The organism is Flavobacterium sp., assembly GCF_031381455.1.
In the GTDB taxonomy this organism is placed as follows: Bacteria; Bacteroidota; Bacteroidia; order Flavobacteriales; family Flavobacteriaceae; genus Flavobacterium.
On sequence record NZ_JANMXZ010000015.1, the window covers coordinates 30,705 to 50,942 of the forward strand.

Below are 20,238 nucleotides of genomic sequence, written 5' to 3' on the forward strand. Positions count from 1 at the left end.
CGCTACACGGTAGCCAGCTTCTGTCGGGGCTATAATCACAAATGTCTTATCTTTCCGTATTCAAAAATTCCAGGAAACAAAAAACCCGAACAGATTGTTCGGGTTTGTTTGTGGTACCTCCAGCCCCGAAGCATCGGGGGAACCAGAGACACATTTAAAGGTTGAAAACAAAAAACCCATCAACTTTTTAGTGATGGGTTTGTTTGTGGTACCTCCAGGAATCGAACCAGGGACACATGGATTTTCAGTCCATTGCTCTACCAACTGAGCTAAGGTACCTTTTTAATGCGGGTGCAAATATAGGACGATTTTTAATTTATCCAAAAAAAATTCTAAAAAAAAACTATTCGTAACTTTGGCAACCAAAAATAGTGTCATGCATTTAATCATTGATGTTGGAAATACCCGAATAAAAGCTGCTGTCTTTGAACAAAATACACTTGTTGAACTTTTTATTTTTACCAAAGAAGCATTTCTAACTGAGACAAATTTTATCCTAAATAAGTTTCCGAAAATCAAAAAATTAGTTGTGGCTTCAGTAGGAAGTGTAGAAAAGGAATCGTTTTTGTCTTTAAAAAACAAAGCTGAAATTCATTTTATAACGCACGAAAAAAAATTCCCGTTTACCAATTTGTATAGTACTCCAGCTACGCTTGGAATCGACCGAATGGTTTTGGCTTCTGGTGCGGTTATACAATATCCCAAACAAAATCGTTTGGTAATCGACATGGGAACTTGTATAACCTATGATTTTATTGATGAAAATGACAATTATCTTGGTGGTGCCATTTCTCCTGGAATTCGTTTGCGCTATGAATCATTGCATCAGCATACCGCTAAATTACCTTTGTTAACTAAAAACTATCCCAAAAGTTTTATTGGAAATTCTACTCAAGAATCTATTCATTCTGGTGTAATTAATGGCGCTGCATCCGAAATTGATGGGTTTATTGAACTTTACAAAACCCAATACGCTAAATTTATCATAATTTTAACGGGCGGTGATGCAGAATTTTTGGCTATACGATTAAAAAATACCATATTTGCCAATTCAAATTTCCTAATAGAAAGTTTGAACCAAACATTTCAATACAACCAAAATGATTAAAAAAATTATAGTAAGCATCTGTTTACTTTTTTCATTGGCACTATTTGCTCAAGAAGGAACATCTTCCCCTTATTCTTTTTACGGAATTGGCGATATAAAATTTAAAGGAACTGTTGAAAATCGTTCTATGGGAAGTCTTTCTGTTTTCCCAGATAGTATTCACATAAATATTCAAAATCCTGCACATTTAGCCAGTCTAAAGCTAACAGGACTTGCTATTGGCGGGACTTATGCCAATACAAAATCCAGAACAGAAGCTCAAGAAGCAAAAGCGCGAAGAACATCTTTAGATTATTTAGCTGTCGGAATTCCGGTTGGTAAACTTGGTATCGGATTTGGGCTTATTCCTTATTCTTCTGTCGGATATAAAATTGGAAAAACAACCCATGTTACCAATAGCAATAATGACACTATCAGAAGCATTTATTCAAAATATAATGGAATTGGCGGCGTAAACAAAGTTTTCCTAGGTTTTGGATATCGTCTTACTACTAAAATAAATGTTGGTGCTACTGTTCAATATAATTTTGGAACAATAGAGACTACTGATTTGCAATATCAAACTGATTTGCAATACGGATCAAGAGAAAACAATATTTCTGACTTGCGAGGTGTTAACGTTGATTTAGGAATAACCTATCAAACAAAAGTAAATGCTAAATATTCTTTCTTTAGTAGTTTAGCTTATACACCCGAAGCCGAATTAACATTGGGTAATACCCGTAATATTGATATTGTTCAACTTTTGAGCAGCAGTGCTGTAAGTGTAATTGAAAGGCAAAGCATACCCGTTGAAGACACCAAAATAAAACTTCCTGCAAAACTTACTTTTGGGTCAGGTTTTGGTGAGGTGAAAAAATGGTTATTGGGTGCCGAAATTACTTTACTAAATAACAGTGTAATGTCTAATCGTTTTAACGATATCGAAGGAGCTACTTTTGAAAACTCAATTCGCTATAGTTTAGGTGGTTTTTTTATACCAAACTACAATTCTTACTCTAATTATTACAAGAGAATTGTGTATCGTGGTGGATTGCGTTATGAAAATACTGGTTTAGTAATTCAGAATAAATCGATCAATGATTTTGCTGCCAATATCGGTTTGGGAATGCCATTAAGTGGTACCTTTACTAACATCAATATTGGACTTGAAATTGGTAAAAGAGGAACAAAATATTATAATTTAGTAGAAGAAAATTATATCAACTTAAGTGTTGGTTTATCATTAAGCGATAAATGGTTTGTGAAGCGTAAATTCGACTAAAACTAATAATTATGAAGGCAATTATTTTTATACTTAGCATTTTGTTTATTACAAATAGCAATGCTCAAAAATTTGATTGTACTTCAAAAACTACGGAATATCAAGCCTTTTTTAAAGCTAATAAAATTGCTGAATCGTATGATGTTTGGAACAATGTTATAAAAAATTGCCCAAAAGAAAATGAAGTAGTTTATACTGACGGAATTCAAATTCTTCAATATAAAATTGACAATGCTGCTTCAGCCGAAGAAAAAGAAAAGTTAGTTCGCGATGTTCTAAAATTGTACGACCAATACAATAAAAACTTTCCTCTTTCAACTCCGGATTTTGAAGTAAATAAAGCCATGACTTTGGTTTCCAATAAAATTGATGCCAAAGAAGAAATCTTCAATTTATTAGACAACGGTTTTGCCAAAGCTTCAAAAAATGTAACTGATGCTAACGCAATCTATACTTACTTCAGTATGTATTGTGAAAAATTCAAAAGCGGTGACAAAAAAATAACGGCCAATTCAGTTTTAGATAAATACACAATGGTGAATTCTTTACTGAATCAATTACAAGCTTCCAAACCGGAAAGCAAGGAATATAAAACCGCACAAAGAGCCATTGACAACTTGATAAAAGACGTGGAAACTTGTGAAAATCTAGAAGCTTTTTACACCAAAAACTATAGTGAAAATCAAGAAAATACAGATTGGATTACGTCTGCATTACTCAGTCTTTCTGGTAAATGTAGTAACAAACCTATCTTCAATACTTTGGCCGAAAAACTGTATTCCCTTAAAGTCACAGCGCAATCGGCTAACTTCATGGCATTAGGGAATTTGAAACAAAGAAAGTTTCCGGAAGCGATTAAATTTTATAACGAATCGGCCGAATTACAAACGAATCCAATAGAAAAAGCCAAAATATATTACACACTTGCTTCAGGTTTATTGGCAAACGATTTACCAAAATCAAAAGAATGCCTTAGTAAAGCTGTGACTGCTGATCCAAAAATGGGAAAAGCCTATTTGTTTTTAGCCCAACTTTACGCTAACAGTGCGAACGATTGTGGTAAAACCGATTTCGAAAAGAAAGCAGTCTATTATTTAGCGATACAAACTGCTAAAAAAGCTCCAATTGCTGAACCAAGATTAAAGCCAACTTCTGATAAAGTAGCCAAAGATTTTGAAGCCAAATCGGTAACAGCTGCTGAAATTTCCAAAGCAAAAATGAATGGAAAATCGCTAACCATTGGTTGTTGGATTAATGAAACCATTACTTTTCCCGCCAAACAATGATGTATTCTACTAGAAATAGTGTCCCGTTTATTATCGCAATCCTCTTTTGTTTTCTTATAATTGGTTGTGAAAGTAACTTTCGTGATGTTCAAAAAATGGGTTTTGCCGAATTTTCACCAAGTGGTGATGCTGATGGAATTAACCTAAAATACACCGACTCCGGAAGAATAACCGCCAATTTGATAAGTCCAAAAATGCTGGACTATGCCACGGTGGAATTCCCATTTACCGAATTCCCGAAAGGCATCCATTTAACGTTATTTGATAAAAATGGTAAGGAAACGTATATTGATGCGAAATATGCTGTCTCTCACGCAGCCACTAAAATAATAGATTTGCAGAACGACGTAAAAATCTCTAATCAAAATGGCGAGTTGCTCGAAACAGAGCAATTGTATTACGACCAGAAAAACGAATGGTTTTTTACCGAAAAAAAGTTTAAATTTACTTCTCCAAAGGGAGTTTCCTATGGCGAAGGAATTGATTTTAGTAAAGATTTCAAAAAAGTTAACTCACAAAAAATATCCGGAGAACTCCAATCATCAGAATAACCACTATGAATTATTTAAGATTTACCCAATACGCCTATTTACTTGCCGGAATCCTTTTTGCTATTGACGCTTTTGTAAAATGGCGATCACAAGAAAACTTTACCATTAGTGCAATATTTGCTGCTGTTTGTATTTTTCTATTTTTCTTTAGAAGAAAGTTTGCTAAAAAATTTGACGACCACAACAAAAAACCCTAATTCATGGAAATCGGAATAATCATTCTATGCTTGATACTTTCCGCTTTTTTCTCTGGAATGGAAATCGCTTTTGTTTCTTCCAACAAAATTTATCTTGAAATTGAAAAAAAACAAGACGATTTTATTTCCAAAATCCTAACCAAACTTACCCAAAAACCATCCAAATTTATTGCCGCCATGCTTGTGGGCAACAATATTTCTATGGTTGTTTACGGGTTTTTTATGGGCGATTTATTGATGCGCTGGTTTGTAACACTCGGATTTAACTTCACCGCTTTTTCGAATTTATTCTTACAAACAACACTTTCAACGCTCATCGTTTTAATGACATCCGAGTTTTTACCAAAAGTGTTTTTTCAAATCTATGCCAATACCTTTATCAAATTCTTTGCCTTGCCGGCCTATTTTTTCTACAAACTCTTTTATTATATTTCGTCATTTCTGATTTGGATTTCAGATTATGTTTTGCGAAAATTTTTCAAAACCGAAGGAGACCAAATTAATTTGTCTTTTAGTAAAGTAGAACTGGGAAATTATATTTCGGAACAAATGAATGCCGTGCAAGATCACGAAACCGTAGATTCTGAAATTCAGATTTTTCAAAATGCTTTAGAATTTTCCGGCGTGAAAGCACGAGAAATCATGACGCCAAGAACAGAACTCGTTGCGGTTGATTTGCACAGTTCTATAGCAGATTTAAGAGAACTTTTTATAGAAACCGGTTATTCTAAAATACTAGTTTATATAAATACACTTGACGATATTGTGGGTTATGTTCATTCGTTTGAACTCTTCAAAAAACCACGAAGTGTCAAATCGATTATGATTCCCGTAGAATTTGTTCCCGAAACAATTTTGATAAAAGACGCCATGAATGTGTTGACCAAAAAACGAAGAAGTGTGGCAGTAATTCTAGACGAATATGGTGGAACTTCCGGAATTGTGACTTTAGAAGATATTGTGGAAGAACTGTTTGGAGAAATTGAAGACGAACACGATTCTAATGAAGAATTAATAGAAAATAAAGTAGATGATTCGAATTATTTTTTTTCAACTCGTTTGGATGTTCAGTATTTAAACGAAACTTATAAATTGAACATTCCTGAGAGTGATTCGTATGAAACTTTGGGTGGATTTATCGTTGATTTTTCGAAAGAAATTCCATTAAAAGGCACTCAAATTACCATCGAAAACTTTTTATTTGTTATTGAAGAAGCGACGAATAAGAAAATCGAATTAGTAAAAATGACGGTATTGGATTAATTTCCAAAAAAAAAATCGAAAATTAGATGAAATTATAACTCTGTGAGTATTATTATTTCACATATAATTGTATTTTCGCAAACTGAATTAAAAATTAACAAAAATAGAAATGGCAGTTTTATCAAAAATTAGAAATCGTTCGGGCTTACTTTTATTAGCGATAGGTTTTGCTTTATTGGCTTTTGTTGTACAGGATGTATTTACAAAAGGTTTTAAAAGTGTGTCTACAGACGTAGGAAGTGTAAATGGAAAAGATATTTCTTTTGACGAGTTCAAAATAAAGGTAGCAAACACTGAAAAAAATTCTCAAAATCAAGGTCAAAATATGACTTCGATGCAAGCTTCAAACCAAGTTTGGAATCAAGAAGTTCAAGTGGCGCTGCTTAACGCTGAATTCGAAAAATTAGGAATTCGCGTTGGCGAAAAACATATTATTGAAGCGTTCAAATCTGACCCAAATATTGGTCAGAACCAAATGTTTTTAAATGCAGCCGGTAAATTTGACTTAAACAAGTTTAAGGATTATTTCAAACAAGTTCCAAACGGAATTCAAATGTTGAAAGATCAGGAAAAAAATGCTGAGTTAAGAGCCAAGTATGACATCTATAATTCTTTGATAAAAGGTGGAATGTATGCTACTCAAACAGAAGGAAAATTCAAATATGAAGCAGAATCAAACAAAGTGAGCTTTGATTTTGTGATGGTTCCATTTTCTTCAATAAAAGACAGTGATGTAAAAGTGACTGATGAGGAAATCACTACATACATGAAAACGAAAGAGAAAAAATTCAAATCGGAAGAATCTCGTGAGTTGGATTATGTTTTAATTTCAGAAAAACCATCTGCTGCCGACGAAGCTGAAATCAAGAAAAATGTTGACGCCTTATTATTACCAAATGTTCGTTACAATAAAGAAACAGGTAAAAATGATACTATTCAAGGATTTAGATCAGTAACGGATAACGCTGACTTTGTAAACGCAAATTCTGATATTCCGTTTGACTCAAGTTATGTGTCAAAACAAGATTTACCAGCTGAAGTTGCAGAACAATTATTTAACTTACCTACAGGCGAAATTTATGGTCCATACATGCGTAATAACTACTATTGTTTATCAAAAGGATTAGGCAGAAAAGCCGGAGCGAAAGCAAAAGCAAGTCACATCTTAATCAGCTGGGAAGGAACAAAAGTTCCAAACAAAAAAGAAAAAAGAACTAAAGAACAAGCCAAAGCTAAAGCTGATGGTTTATTAGCGCAGGCGCAAGCAAACCCAGGAATGTTTATGATGTTGGCCATGTCTAACTCTGATGATTCATCTGCGCAGCAAGGTGGCGATTTAGGTTTTTTTGGTCCAGGTCAAATGGTTAAACCGTTTAATGATTTTGCTTTCAATAATCCTATCGGAAAAATTGGTTTAGTTGAAACTGAATTTGGTTACCATATTATCCAAGTAACTGATAAGCAAGATGCCGTGAAATTGGCAACTATTGCTCAAAAAATTGAGCCGTCGGAAGCTACGAATGATAAGATTTACACACAAGCAACCAAATTTGAAATGGATGCGGCGAATAAAGATTTTGCTGCCTTAGTTAAAGCAGCAAAACTAACTGCAAGTCCAGCGGTAAGAGTAAAAGCAATAGATGAGAACTTTGGTTCAATGAGTAACCAAAGACAAATTGTGAAATGGGCTTTTGAAGATGATACCAAGATTGGTAGTGTAAAACGATTTGAAATCGTAAATGTTGGTCATGTTATTGCTAAATTAAAAAGCATGGCTCCAAAAGGATTAATGTCAGTTGAAGAAGCAAGACCACAAGTTGAGCCAATATTGAAAAACAAAAAGAAAGCAGCTAAGATTGAAGCTAAAATGAAAGGTGCTTCTTTAGCAGCTATCGCGGCTACTAATAAAGTTCCTGTTATGAACGCTGTTGATTTAACCGTTGAAAGTCCAAATGTTCCTGGTGCTGGTTTTGAACCAAAAGTAGTTGGAAAGGCATTTACATCTAAAGCAAGTCAAGTTTCAAAACCAATTGAAGGAAATTCGGGAGTATATGTTATTGCTACTAAAGTGGTTACCAAAGCACCAGCAATTCAGAAATATGATGATTATACTGCTAAAGTAAAACAACAGGCTGTTGGAAATTCAGGAAGATTTATGCAAGCGTTGAAAGACGATGCTGACATAGAAGATAACAGAGCTAATTTTTACTAGTTTGTAATCTCAAGGTATAAAAAAACCCGAAGCTATTGCTTTGGGTTTTTTGTTTAGATTTGTTTTGAACATTACAAATAACTATCGTACTAATAAAAATTAGAATTATGGAATTCAGTATTGGTCCACAATTTTCAAGAGAATTTACATTTTTTGAATCTAGAATTGTTCTGGACCTTAATGTTATCTTGAATGATTTTTTTCTTGAAAAGGAATATGACCCCAAGATTAAAAAAATATATGTAGTCATCATTTGTGTTTCTAAAGGATTTGAACCTTTCTTCACGGTAAGAACATTAAAAATTTTCAGAAAAGAACCCGCAATTGAATACGAAATAAAACTTGATTTCGAACAGTTTTTAAATGCTGACAAAGAGGAAAGAATGATTATTTTAAAGGAAGAATTTCTAAATAAATCAAAAGAGATTCTCAATAATGAAAAGCTGAAAAAATTTAATATTGAATTGTTCTCAAATGATTTAAGAAACTGCTTAGATATGTAGAAGATACAAAAGCTTATACTTGTATTAATCCTATCACAATATCATTTCATTATACGAAATCACAATCTCAAAACCTTTTTCTTTGAAATACTCGGTTGGATTTTCTTTAGAGATGCTCATTACAAAATCGCCACCCCAAGCACCAAGGCTTTTTATCACACCGTCAAAATCGGGAAATAATGCTTCTTTAGCGGTTGGTAATTCTAAAATAGTACTCAATTCAATTTCGTGATTTTGTAAGGCGACGCCAAATTCTTTTAGAGTATTAGCTTCGATTACAGCTTTTGTGATCGAATTAATTTTTGTTATTGCATTCTCTATATTTCCATGTTTGCCATAATAAGACTCAATCGCCGCTTTACTGTTTTGTTTTTTATTGAGATAAACAAAATAGATTTTGGTTTGAAAATCAGGTTTGAAATTTACTTTTTCTACCACTGGTTTTTCATTGACCAACTGATATAAAATAGGGCTGTTATTTTGAGCGCAGGCAATATCGTAACCACTACCTCCAAAACTTCTTTTAAGCAGCTCAAACGCATCTATTTCGAGCCATTGAGCAATATTGTTGATTACCGTAGAAGATGTGCCTAAACCCCATGATTTTGGAAATGTCAATTCGGTTCTGATTGTATATCCTTTTGACTTTGTAATTAAATCAGGATTCATTGTAAAAGCCTCGTGTAAAATCTCGATTAAAGTGTTCGTGATGTTTTTGGCATCATCAAAACGCTCTTTTCTAATAATGGAAGAAAACTGAATATAATCCTCAAACCAGATACTTCCATCGCTGTCAAAACTTTTCCAATGAATGATATGGCCTTCCGACTCTTCAATGATTAAATTTTGGCCGAACTTTGTAGGTAACGCAAAAGCTTTGGCACCATCAAGTACCAAATATTCTCCTGTGATGAGTAGTTTCCCGTTACTGTAAAAAGTCTTTTTCATTGTCATTGAGATGTTACGAAGCACCCGAGGCTTTAGCCGAACGGAGCGAAGCTAATCTTAAACTACTTTCTTAATTTCTCAATAAAATCAACCACCGAAGCATGTGAAATGGAATTATTTTCAAAATGAGTTTTGATTATTTTTCGTTCCTCCGCTGTGGTTTGAAACTGATTGAGAATATTATTGATATGCATTTTCATATGTCCTTCCTGAATTCCGGTTGTTGTTAATGAACGTAAGGCGGCAAAGTTTTGTGCCAAACCTGTTACTGCAACAATCTGCATTAATTCCGTAGCCGATGGTTTTCCCAGAATTTCCAAAGCTATTTTCACTAATGGATGCAATGAAGTCAAACCACCAACGGTTCCTAATGCTAGCGGAATTTCCATCCAAAAAGTAAATATTCCGTTTTCAATTTTAGCATGAGACAAACTCGAGTATTTACCGTTACGGGAAGCATAGGCATGAACTCCGGCTTCCACAGCACGGAAATCATTTCCCGTTGCCAAAACAACTGCATCAACGCCATTCATAATTCCTTTGTTATGCGTAACCGCACGAAAAGGTTCAATCTCGGCAATGCGAACAGCTTGAACTAATTTCTCTGCAAACTCCTGTGGGTTTTCTATTTTCCTTTCTGCTAATGCTGAAACTTTACAAGAAACTTCGGCGCGAACAATACAATTCGGAACATAGTTCGAAAGTATGCTCATCACGACTGTAATCTCTTTTTCTGTTTCATTAAAATCGGAATAATTTTGTGCTTCTCCTTTTAATGTTTTTGCCAATTGTTCCAAACACGAATTGATGAAATTTGCACCCATACTGTCTTTGGTTTCAAAAGTGGCATGCAACTGAAAGTAATTTTCTAATTCAGTAGTTTTATTTCGAAGTCCCAAAGAGGTTATTCCGCCGCCACGCTTTTGCATGTTTTTGGTAATGCTTTCTGTGGAGGCTATCAAATTATCTTTTTGACTATCAAAAAACTTCTCAAGTTTAGCTGAATCTCCTTTGAACAGAAAATGAACCTGCCCTATTTTTTCGGTGTTTAAAACCGTTGCTTTAAATCCGCCACGCGTACTCCAAAACTTTGCCGATTTGGCAGCAGCAGCTACAACCGAACTTTCTTCAATAACCAATGGCACCGAATAATACTTGCCGTTAATTAGGAAGTTAGGAGCAATTCCTATTGGTAAATAGAAATTGGAAATCGTGTTTTCTATAAACTCATCGTGTAATTGTTGCAGCTTGGCATCGCTGTTCCAATATTGCTTTATGGTCGCAACAGCTTCTGCCGGATTGGCAAAATATTCCTTTGTAATCCAATTTATTTTTTCTTCTTTGGTTAGTTTTGAAAACCCAGAAATTGCATTATTCATGATTGGGTGCTGATTTAGAGTTTGTGATTTGAGCATAGCATGGTAAAAAAATCTCAAATGAAATTCCGGTAATTTTTAAAATTCTGACAATCACTTTTTTCATGTTACAAAACTACCATTCTAAAGTTTTTACAGCAAATGATTTTGTTTTATTTTACATAAAAAAAGCCACACAAATAGGTGTGGCTTGTAAACAAACTAAATATTACTAACTATACCTTATTGTTTAATTAATTTCATTGTTTTAGAACTATTGTTACTGTCAATTGCTTTGACTAAATAAACTCCGTTACTCAAATCATTTACATCAAACTGATGCTCTTCTGAAATAATATTGCCAAATGATTTTACCAATTGTCCTGTAATAGAATATACTTCTACTTTAGTAACTTGTCCTTTTATATTAAAACTTCCCGACGTAGGATTTGGATATAAGCTTACTGTATTAATAAGATTAAAATCATTGTTCGCTAAAGTCGCAGCTTTATTACCATAAACTCTAAATCCACCTGGTTCTAATGAAATATTCTGAGTTGTTGATGTTATTTCAATTGTCGTATTATCCATCAAATTATACCAAGTTCCAATAAAAGGGAAACCTCCTGAAGTGTTCAAGGTATTGTCAGAGAAATTTGTTCTAACAAAAACATAACTTAAAGAAGCTGTTTGTGAAAGACTCGTGTAAATATCAATCCTTGGACTGCCAAGCACATTTAGGTTCCAAGCATATTGACCATTTTCAAAAACATTTTCTGTTTTCTTTAAATCAATCATCTTAGCCCAGTTAGCATAAATGGCACCTCTATTAGTGTCGGCTAACCAGTTTTCTGTCCACTGAGGTTGCGGTTTTGTATCTAACTTACAATCTGGTGCGGAATAAGAAACGTTGCCAGTACTACATGTCCATAATGATCTATCCCAACCTAATTCTCCAAAATGCCATATCATTTTTGGCCCTGGAACTAATAAATGAACTGCACCCATCGCCGAGAGTCTTTGGTGCACTTTAAACAAATTACCATAAGTTTGGTTACTTCCAGAATCGTTTAAAGCTTTATAAACTACTCTTTCCTCATCATGACTTTCAGCATAACCAACAAAACGATTTGTTGTATCAGTAACAGAAGTAATATCGGCAAAATTTCCTTTCAAAAGATTGGCATATGGATCAGTCATTTTTCTCCATTGCATAATACCCTTGACGTCACCTGAACGCAAATAGTTAGCCCATTCCACTTCCTCATCATAAGAACCTCCATTCCCCAAATGTTCAAAAATAACTAAGAAATTTGAGTCAAACTCCCATTGTCTATCTGCATACCATTTTAGTTTAGCAACTCTATCAGAGCGGTATCCATTGGTACATGTTTCTTGAACCCCAGCAGTAGTACTTGGAGGACATTGCTGAGTAAATCCTTTTGTCAAATCCCATCTAAAACCGTCAATTTTATAATCTTGAATCCATGTCTGAATAGTTCTAACAGAATAAGTATTGGTGAAATTATCTGGTTCTCTAAAGTGATTTAAATCGGTACCAACACTATACGAGTGCATTGCATCCTGATTACAATATGGATTTTCTGATGAAACTCTGAAACCAGTTGAATTTGGCCAACCGTCATTATCGGTATCCAACATCCACATTCTTTCAAGTGGTGAACGACCAAAAACATGGTTTAATGCAATATCAAGAATTACTGCAATTCCGTTTTGATGGCATAAATCAATAAACTCTTTTAACTTGGCCGGAGGACCATATCTTTTGTCTGGTGCCAAATGAAAAACGGAATTATAACCCCAACTCTCATTTCCTTCAAACTCCATTACGGGCATCAATTGAATGGCATTTATTTTAAGATTTTTAAAATAATCAATTTTATTGATTAAATCCTGGTAGCTTCTATTGGCATCAAAATCCCTAACCAAAACTTCATAAATTACTAAATCTTTTTTCTTAGGCTTGACAAAATTTGTTGTTGCTGCGCTCCAAGTATAATTCCACCATGCTGTTGGGCCAGTTTGTAAAACTGTAACTTCTCTATCTTGTCCTGGTGCTATTGTAGCATAAACTGGTAATCCGGGATATACTCCTAAGCTTATGATTTGTGGATCATCAAAAGGAGATAATACTAGAGTAGAAAATGGATCAGCAGTTTTAACCACTGCAGGAGAATTGGTCGGACGACTCGTCACATCGCAAACCCAATATTGGTAAGCATATACTTGTCCGGGAGTTAAGCCTGTAATATTTAACCAAAATTTTCCGGTTGTTGGATCCTTTTTCATGGCATATGATGCTGTTGGCTGCCAATTGTTGAAGCTGCCTGCTACATATATAAAGTCTTTATAAGGAGCATTTAATACCAATGTTGCTTTTGTAGCATCGGCAGGATCATAGTTTATTCCATCAACCTTTCCTACTGGTATTGTCTGTGAAGTTGTTCCAGGATTGAATATATAGCTAAATCTTTTTAAAATTGTTGTTGCTCCTTGCGTACACTCTAATGTAAATACTGTGTTTTGTGTTACTAATGGACCCGCAGTAAAGAAAGTTGTCGATGTTGGACCATTAACTATCACTCCGTTTGCTTTTAAGGTGTAAGTTGCTGCTCCACCTGTATTACTGGCTACAACACTAGCATTAGTACTAGTAGAAATTATAGTATTGCTATTTTCTGCTGGTGATGATAATGTCATTTGAAATGCACCTACATTAAAAATATTATCATTTGTTTTTTTATCTCCGGAACCGTCTTTAGCTTTTACCAAAAAACACATTTTCCCAAAAACAGTATTACCATAAAAATCTTGAGGAACAAAAGTCTTGGTGTAGGTATCGTTACCGGAGTTGTAAGTTAGCCTATTAGTTTCTGATGAAACAGTCCAAGCGCCATTTGAAGGACAATCAGCTATATAATTTCCATTGGCATCTTGCATCCATGCCCAAAGATAAAGCGCATTTCCAGTAACACCCCAGGTTGCTTCATTAATCTGGCTTCCCTGAACAGTGATGGTAATACTCTGATTTCTCTCAAAGGGGTTTGGAGTAACAGTAGGTGTAATTGTTTGTACTTGAGCGTGAGCAGCTAAAGTAGAAAACAGTACGATTAACAGTAATTTTTTCATAGTGTGTTTTTTAAAAAAAAACATTCCCCGCCAAATAATAATGACGGGAAATATTTTAAAATTTATTTCTGAACTATATTAATTTGGTATTAGACGCAAATTATAATTTGCAGCATTTCTTACATCTAATACAATTTTATAGTTACCTGCTGAAGGAACTTTCATATTACCACCGCCAATTTTAATTCCGTTAGCAGAAGTAGCAGCAAGCGTTTCCATATTTCCAGATAATGTACCCATTTTTTCAGACCAGTCATCTCTCAAACGAATCAAAAATTCATCTTGAGCAAGGGCTAAATCTAATGTGAACATTCTGTAATAAGGTGAAGCTGGGTCAGTGTCAAATATCATATAGGTTGGTGTTCCCCAACCATTCGGTGTTGCTGCACCTATCATAGCTACTTGTCTTTTTGCCATAGTATACGTTTGTGCTGGCCAGTTAACCGTAAAGAAATATGTTCCTGCACCATCTGCAGGTTTGATATTTGAAGCTGTTCCTAACACACCTGAAAAAGCTCCAGAAGGATTATTTTCTCCTTTATCACCTACCCAGTCAGGAACTGGTGTAAACTTAAATTCGGGAGAAGCATTATTCATCCATACAAACCCTTCGTATTTTCCATCATTTGCTTTAGAGAATAATTTAGGTGCATTACTTGGTGTCCAATCTGCAAATCCACTGGCACCGCCATAATTACCAGGAACATAAATTCTATCAAACTCATCAAAAGCATCATAAGCCGTAACAGTAACGGTTGCTTCTTGCGAAACGACGTCTGGTAAATTATTTTCAGAAGTATCTAATTGACCTACTATAGAACCAACTATTCTTATTTTATAACTTTCTGTAGCCCCAATTCCTGAAGGATTGGCAGCCAATACTAAAGCATTAAACTGTCTAACTGTTACTGATTTTTCAAAGCTAGTACCTGCAACTGAGCTGTAATTACCTAAATCAAGTGAAGCAATATTACCACCTGTGAAAGTCTCGGTTCCTTTTACCATTTGAAGTTTGTAGTTGGTGGCAGCTTGGTAACCAAAATCTGCTGATGTCCAGGAGGCAACAAACAACTCTTCGCTGGCACTTGACGCAAGCAATGAAAATGAACCATCTGTTGGAGCAGATAGCGTAATGTCTTCACTTGCTTTCCCAGAAGGATCTTTACTGTCCTCAGAACAAGAATAAGCTCCGAAGGCTATAAAGGCGAGTAAAAATGTTTTTCTAAATAAATTTTTCATAATTATATTTTTATTTTAAATTAATTATATCCTGGATTTTGTGTCAAATTCGGATTAGCATCTAAAGCAGTTAATGGTAAAGGGAATAAATTATAGGTATCTGGAATTGAAGTTCCATTTTCAGCATTTCCTTTCCATGGCCATAAATAACTTCCTCCTGTGAATTTTCCGAAACGGATTAAATCGGTTCTTCTATGACCTTCAAAGTTCAATTCTCTTCCTCTTTCATCAATAATAAAATCTAAGATTAAATCTGATTGAGTGATTGCACTAGCTCCTGATCTTGCTCTTACATCATTTACATAAGTAAGCGCTTGAGAAGTTGAACCTCCGGTTGCTCCTCTTAAGACACATTCAGCATACATTAAATAAGCATCTGCTAAACGGAACATTGGAAAATCTGTACTTGAGAATTTCGTTGGACTTGATGAACCAGAGAAATTAGTATTTCTGAACTTAATTGATGGATACCCATTAGTCCAACTTTTATAATCCCCCATTTCAAAAGTATGCCCTGCTGTCCAGAATAATTGCGCTCTTGCGTCTGTTGAAGTAAGTAAATTACCAAACAATCCATACCAAGCTTTCGTAGCTCTATGGCCTCCCCAACCTTCAGTAGCACCAAATACACTTATTGGCATCGTGTCTGAATTCATATTACCATTAACAAGGTAAGTTGTATTTCCATAACTTTGACTTGTTAACGCATCAGCAATTAAAGGGAAGATGATTTCTGGCGACGTATTGTTGTCTGCAGAAAAATTCTGTAAAAAATTAGGAGCTAAAGTATAACCGCCTTCTGTAATCACTTTATTTACATACGTTAAGGCATCATTATATCTTTCTGTTCCGGTATATACACCTGCATTCATATATAATTTTGCTAATAACATTCTACAAGCTGATTTATTTGCTCTACCATATTCATTAGTCATAGGCAAATCATTTTCAATTGCTAATAATTCAGACTCAACATAATTGAAAAGTTCTCTTCTAGTAGCTTCTGGAAGTGGTGAAGTGGTACCATAATTTTCAGTAGTTACTAATACACCTTTACCAAAACAATCAATCATGTAATAATATGCTAACGAACGTAAAAAACGCAATTCGCTAATATACTGTTCTTTATCTGGAACACTAGTACTATTTAAAGCAATGATAAGATTGGTAGTTTGTGGTACTGTATAATACACTCTATCAAAAAGATATCTGAAGAATTTATTATTTTGAGTCCAGTTTGATGTGGTTGTTAATTGGTCTAAACCATCATCTCCCCAACGATTTTTCATATCGTCAGCACTAAAATCTTGAAGGTTAATGATTCCTCTAAGGAAACCACTTTCTCCAGGATCTGTAGTTACAATGTCAGAACTACCAGGTCCATTTGGACCAGTTAATGCAAAAGTCGCATACATTCTTGACAACAACCCTTTTGCAGCATTTGGGTCTTGTTGCAACAAATTTTCAAAAGACTGTTCAATCACTGGTTTAGTATCTAACTCGCTTGAGCAAGAACTAAAAGCAAATAAAACAAATGCCGTTGCTAAATTTCTAATTATTATTTTCATAGTTTATTTTTTAAAAATCAATATTTACACCCATGTTAAACACTCTTGGTCTTGGATAAAAATTAGTATCTATACCATTAAAGTTTTCTGGATCTTGTCCTGAGTATTTCGTTATCAAGAACAAGTTGTTGGCTCCAACATACAAACGCATTGAAGCTGATTTGTATAGTTTGTCGAATTTATATCCAATAGACAGACTCTCACAACGTAAAAAGGTTGCGTTCTCTAAGAAATAATCTGAAACAACTGAATTCTCTGCTATGGTTACAAATGGCAAATCTCCATTTAAATTGTTATTTAAATTTTGAGAAACATTAGGAACTACTTTTTGTTCCCATCCATATTGATACTTAACAGAGTTATAAACTTTACCTCCTAATTGGCCTCTAAAACTTGCATTAAAGTCGAAGTTTTTATAGTTAAAAGTGGTTCCAAATCCGAAAGTCCAATTTGGCACTAAGGCAACATAATACTTATCCTTATCTGAAATTTGTCCGTCACCATTTCTGTCTACAAATACATCCGGAATTGGTTGCCCAGCATTATCGTAAACTTGTTCAAATACCCAAGCAGATTGTGGTTGCTCACCAACTGCATGATAAGAAAGCGTTCTTCCAATTCCAGGAAGTCCTCCACCGGCTGCTGCTATTCTTGAAGATCCATTAATTTCATCAACATTCCCTTTATTATAAGAAATGTTTCCGTTAATTGACCAATTCATATTATCAGATGTAATTATTTTAGCTAATAAATTTACCTCAACCCCTTTGTTAGACATTGTAGCTGCATTATTAACAAACTGATTGGTCAAAAATTGTCCCGGAGGGAAAGAAACGGTGGCTAACAAATCAGTTGTTTTTCTAGTATAGAAATCAACACTTCCTGATAAAAACCCATTTTTAAATAAATCAAAATCAAGGCCAACATTTGTTGTCGCTGTTTTCTCCCATGTTAAGTTAGGATTAAAAGCATTTGCCGAATAAACATTTACTCCTGGCAGGTATTGACCATTTTGATTTCCTGGAGAAAATAATGGGGTGTAAGGATAATACCCTTGACTTCTGATATCACTATTACCAGTAACTCCATAACCAATTCTTAATTTAAGGTCGTTAAACACTTTCGAGTTTTTTAAGAAACTTTCTTGTTTTAACTTCCAAGCTACACCTGCAGCAGGGAAATAACCCCATCTTCTGTCTGAAGGGAATAATGAAGAGGCATCTGCTCTTAATGTAAATGTAAATAAATATTTATCTAGCAAATCAACATTAGCTCTTCCAAAATAAGACTCTAAAGTCATTTTGCCATAGTATCTGTTGGTTGGGTTTTGTGGATTAACATTTGGCTCTCTAATACCCGTAGTCAAATTATATTGAAATCTTGAAGAAAAACCTTGATTTACAAAACTTTGGAAGTTATGACCTCCTTGCATTTCAACTCTACTTACAAATCCACTTAATTTTTTGGTATATACCAAATAAGCATCAATAGTTTTATTGTCTATTGTTTGTCTTTCACTATAGTTTAATCCAGGATTAAACAAATAGTTGTCAGTTGGATCGGTTGATTGGTTAAATTGATACGTTTCAAGAGCACCGTCTACAAAGTTTTCTCTAATACTAGATTGAGAAGTCTCAATACCTAAATTTACAACTGCTCTTAATTCTGGTAAGAAGTGCATTTTATAATCAAACTCGATATTACCCAAAAACTTATCAATGCTTTCAGGACGATCGCGTTGTTCCAATCTTGCCAATGGATTTAAAGATCCTTGTATTTGATGTCTTCCAGAAGTTGGATCTAAAAATGTTTCTTGATAGTATCCGCCAAAACGGTTGTCTGGACTATCTCCAAAAACAGGTTTGGTAGGATCCATATTTAAAGCAGCTCCAATAGCACCACCTGAATCAACAGCATTTTTCTTTGAACTAAATCCTTTAGCATTCACATCAACTTTTAAATGCTTATTAAAGAAACTTGGTGTTACTTTAAATCCTGCAGAAATTCTTGAATAATCATTATTCTTTACAAGTCCTTGAGTATTGTTATAACCAATAGAAGCTCTAAATGGCACATCACCAAATATTGCAGATCTAGCGCTAAAATTATGATCTTGACTTATAGTACTTCTAAAAACCTGATCTTGCCAATCGGTATTATAAATAATTCTTTGTCCAGGATTATTTGGATCAGGAATACCTAATTTATCAACTAATAAAGGATATTTATCTGTAATAAATTGCGCAAAAGAAACACCATCTCTAACATCAATTAATTCTCCAACTTTTCCAAATGAGAAATTTGAAGAGTAATTAAATTGAGGTGTCCCTGAAGAACCCTTTTTAGTAGTAATGATGATAACACCATTAGAAGCTCTTGATCCATAAATAGCAGTTGCCGAAGCATCTTTTAAAATGGTAAAAGACTCAATATCATTAGGATTAATTAAAGATAATGGGTTTCCTTGACCAGCAGCCAAACGGTTGTCAATTGGCACGTTGTCAATTACAATTAACGGACTTGCTTCAGCATTAAGAGAAGAAATACCTCTAATTCTAATGTTTGGAGCAGAATCTGGTTCTCCACCATTGTTGGTGATTCTAACACCCGTAGCTTTACCCACTAACAACTGATCAGCAGTCAAAATAGCTCCTCTGTTAAAATCTTTAGAAGAAATAACAGATACTGAACCAGTAGCGTCTTTTTTCTTCACAGAACCGTACCCCACTTGAACTACAACTTCCTGTAGTTCGTTGGCACTTTCATTTAAATTAATAACTACAGATTTTTGCCCTGTAAATGAAAGAGTCTCATTGGTATAACCAATAAATGAAAACACAACTCTGTCTCCATTTTTAAGTCCTCCCAATTGAAATTTTCCGTCGAAATCTGTTGTAGTACCACTGTTGGCACCTTGAATGTTTACGTTTACTCCTGGAAGTGGCTGATTTGATTTTTTGTCAACTACAACTCCAGTTAAACTGCTTTGTGCCATAACACTAATAGGCAATAACAGGAATAAAAATAACAACTTTTTGTAAATTGTTTTCATACATTTTGTTTAGGTTAGAAATTTGTTTTTTGTGCTCATACTTTACTTCGAAAGTTAAATTTATGTAAAAAAATCAATTTTGAAGATAATCTTTTGTAAAACAGCCACCGAAAACGTTTTCGTGTTGAAAACTTTTTTAATATTGGAGGTTTTTATGAGTAAAATTGCCATTAATAAAAATATCTAGTATCTTTATTCAGAAAACTATATTTATCAGATTCGTATTATGAAAAAAAAAATAACCTTAAAGCATATTGCAAAAGAACTTGACGTCTCTATTTCTACTGTTTCAAAATCACTTAAAAACAGTTTGGAAATAAGTGAAGACACCCGACAAAAAGTACAAGCCTTTGCCAAATTATACAACTATAAACCCAACTTGATTGCCCTAAGTTTAAAGAACCGAAAAACAAAAACTATTGGCATAATAATTCCTGAAATTATTCATCATTTTTTTGCTACTGTTATCAGTGGCATTGAAAATGTTGCCAATGAAAGAGGTTACAATGTAATTGTTTGTTTATCCGACGAATCCTTTGACA

The 20,238-nt window shown here is 34.3% G+C and carries 15 protein-coding genes and 1 tRNA gene; 9 read left to right on the forward strand and 7 right to left on the reverse strand.

Translation table 11 applies throughout. The annotated features are described in order from the left end of the window. Window positions 1–206 precede the first annotated feature (206 nt). A tRNA-Phe gene (locus RMN97_RS04945) sits at window positions 207–279 on the reverse strand. A 97-nt stretch (window positions 280–376) separates the two neighbouring features. Between RMN97_RS04945 and RMN97_RS04950 the strand changes: the two genes are divergently transcribed. From RMN97_RS04950 to RMN97_RS04985, 8 genes are all read left to right on the forward strand, one after another. Next, on the forward strand, window positions 377–1,108 hold the full coding sequence (locus RMN97_RS04950; protein WP_309613419.1) for a type III pantothenate kinase: 732 nt from the start codon (window positions 377–379) through the stop codon (window positions 1,106–1,108). Continuing rightward, entirely contained in the window at window positions 1,101–2,372 is a 1,272-nt protein-coding gene (locus RMN97_RS04955) for a hypothetical protein (protein WP_309613420.1), read from the forward strand. Before RMN97_RS04950 ends, RMN97_RS04955 begins: the two co-directional genes overlap by 8 nt. An 11-nt stretch (window positions 2,373–2,383) precedes the next feature. Further along, entirely contained in the window at window positions 2,384–3,658 is a 1,275-nt protein-coding gene (locus RMN97_RS04960; RefSeq protein ID WP_309613421.1) for a hypothetical protein, read from the forward strand. Beyond that, window positions 3,658–4,209 (forward strand): LPS export ABC transporter periplasmic protein LptC, encoded by a 552-nt coding sequence (lptC, locus tag RMN97_RS04965; protein WP_309613433.1) that lies wholly within the window; start codon window positions 3,658–3,660, stop codon window positions 4,207–4,209. Before RMN97_RS04960 ends, lptC begins: the two co-directional genes overlap by 1 nt. 5 nt (window positions 4,210–4,214) lie before the next feature. Further along, a complete protein-coding gene (locus tag RMN97_RS04970; protein WP_309613422.1) occupies window positions 4,215–4,406 on the forward strand; it encodes a hypothetical protein in 192 nt (63 codons plus the stop codon). 3 nt (window positions 4,407–4,409) lie between these two features. Beyond that, a complete protein-coding gene (locus RMN97_RS04975; protein WP_309613423.1) occupies window positions 4,410–5,669 on the forward strand; it encodes a hemolysin family protein in 1,260 nt (419 codons plus the stop codon). A gap of 109 nt (window positions 5,670–5,778) precedes the next feature. Beyond that, window positions 5,779–7,881 (forward strand): peptidylprolyl isomerase, encoded by a 2,103-nt coding sequence (locus tag RMN97_RS04980; RefSeq protein ID WP_309613424.1) that lies wholly within the window; start codon window positions 5,779–5,781, stop codon window positions 7,879–7,881. Window positions 7,882–7,988: 107 nt separating this feature from the next. Then, window positions 7,989–8,384, forward strand: coding sequence for an Imm44 family immunity protein (locus RMN97_RS04985; RefSeq protein WP_309613425.1), 396 nt, complete (start codon window positions 7,989–7,991; stop codon window positions 8,382–8,384). Between the two features lie 33 nt (window positions 8,385–8,417). Here the strand turns inward: RMN97_RS04985 and RMN97_RS04990 are convergent, their stop codons facing one another. From RMN97_RS04990 to RMN97_RS05015, 6 genes are all read right to left on the reverse strand, one after another. Beyond that, window positions 8,418–9,332 carry a GYDIA family GHMP kinase gene (locus tag RMN97_RS04990; protein WP_309613426.1) on the reverse strand — a complete coding sequence of 305 codons (915 nt, stop codon included), beginning with the start codon at window positions 9,330–9,332 and terminating at the stop codon, window positions 8,418–8,420. A 62-nt stretch (window positions 9,333–9,394) separates the two neighbouring features. After that, window positions 9,395–10,711: a hydroxymethylglutaryl-CoA reductase, degradative gene (locus tag RMN97_RS04995; RefSeq protein WP_309613427.1), complete on the reverse strand. Its 1,317-nt coding sequence runs from the start codon at window positions 10,709–10,711 to the stop codon at window positions 9,395–9,397. Between the two features lie 219 nt (window positions 10,712–10,930). Next, the gene (locus RMN97_RS05000) at window positions 10,931–13,837 is read right to left on the reverse strand and encodes an alpha-amylase family glycosyl hydrolase (protein ID WP_309613428.1); all 2,907 of its coding nucleotides are present in this window, start codon (window positions 13,835–13,837) and stop codon (window positions 10,931–10,933) included. A 78-nt stretch (window positions 13,838–13,915) separates the two neighbouring features. Next, a complete protein-coding gene (locus RMN97_RS05005; RefSeq protein WP_309613429.1) occupies window positions 13,916–15,076 on the reverse strand; it encodes a SusE domain-containing protein in 1,161 nt (386 codons plus the stop codon). Window positions 15,077–15,096: 20 nt separating this feature from the next. Then, on the reverse strand, window positions 15,097–16,644 hold the full coding sequence (locus RMN97_RS05010; protein ID WP_309613430.1) for a RagB/SusD family nutrient uptake outer membrane protein: 1,548 nt from the start codon (window positions 16,642–16,644) through the stop codon (window positions 15,097–15,099). 10 nt (window positions 16,645–16,654) lie between these two features. Next, window positions 16,655–19,696 carry a SusC/RagA family TonB-linked outer membrane protein gene (locus tag RMN97_RS05015; RefSeq protein WP_309613431.1) on the reverse strand — a complete coding sequence of 1,014 codons (3,042 nt, stop codon included), beginning with the start codon at window positions 19,694–19,696 and terminating at the stop codon, window positions 16,655–16,657. A 226-nt stretch (window positions 19,697–19,922) separates the two neighbouring features. On the opposite strand from RMN97_RS05015, the gene RMN97_RS05020 reads away from it, so the two are divergent. Then, window positions 19,923–20,238 (forward strand): LacI family DNA-binding transcriptional regulator (locus RMN97_RS05020; protein WP_309613432.1); only part of this gene is annotated, 316 nt, incomplete at its 3' end.

What these genes read in the sequence shown, in the direction of transcription:
- RMN97_RS04950 (WP_309613419.1), top strand. Translation starts at nt 377, where the DNA reads ATGCATTTAATCATTGATGTTGGAAATACCCGAATAAAAGCTGCTGTC.
- RMN97_RS04955 (WP_309613420.1), top strand. Translation starts at nt 1,101, where the DNA reads ATGATTAAAAAAATTATAGTAAGCATCTGTTTACTTTTTTCATTGGCA.
- RMN97_RS04960 (WP_309613421.1), top strand. Translation starts at nt 2,384, where the DNA reads ATGAAGGCAATTATTTTTATACTTAGCATTTTGTTTATTACAAATAGC.
- lptC (WP_309613433.1), top strand. Translation starts at nt 3,658, where the DNA reads ATGTATTCTACTAGAAATAGTGTCCCGTTTATTATCGCAATCCTCTTT.
- RMN97_RS04970 (WP_309613422.1), top strand. Translation starts at nt 4,215, where the DNA reads ATGAATTATTTAAGATTTACCCAATACGCCTATTTACTTGCCGGAATC.
- RMN97_RS04975 (WP_309613423.1), top strand. Translation starts at nt 4,410, where the DNA reads ATGGAAATCGGAATAATCATTCTATGCTTGATACTTTCCGCTTTTTTC.
- RMN97_RS04980 (WP_309613424.1), top strand. Translation starts at nt 5,779, where the DNA reads ATGGCAGTTTTATCAAAAATTAGAAATCGTTCGGGCTTACTTTTATTA.
- RMN97_RS04985 (WP_309613425.1), top strand. Translation starts at nt 7,989, where the DNA reads ATGGAATTCAGTATTGGTCCACAATTTTCAAGAGAATTTACATTTTTT.
- RMN97_RS04990 (WP_309613426.1), bottom strand. Translation starts at nt 9,332, where the DNA reads ATGAAAAAGACTTTTTACAGTAACGGGAAACTACTCATCACAGGAGAA.
- RMN97_RS04995 (WP_309613427.1), bottom strand. Translation starts at nt 10,711, where the DNA reads ATGAATAATGCAATTTCTGGGTTTTCAAAACTAACCAAAGAAGAAAAA.
- RMN97_RS05000 (WP_309613428.1), bottom strand. Translation starts at nt 13,837, where the DNA reads ATGAAAAAATTACTGTTAATCGTACTGTTTTCTACTTTAGCTGCTCAC.
- RMN97_RS05005 (WP_309613429.1), bottom strand. Translation starts at nt 15,076, where the DNA reads ATGAAAAATTTATTTAGAAAAACATTTTTACTCGCCTTTATAGCCTTC.
- RMN97_RS05010 (WP_309613430.1), bottom strand. Translation starts at nt 16,644, where the DNA reads ATGAAAATAATAATTAGAAATTTAGCAACGGCATTTGTTTTATTTGCT.
- RMN97_RS05015 (WP_309613431.1), bottom strand. Translation starts at nt 19,696, where the DNA reads ATGAAAACAATTTACAAAAAGTTGTTATTTTTATTCCTGTTATTGCCT.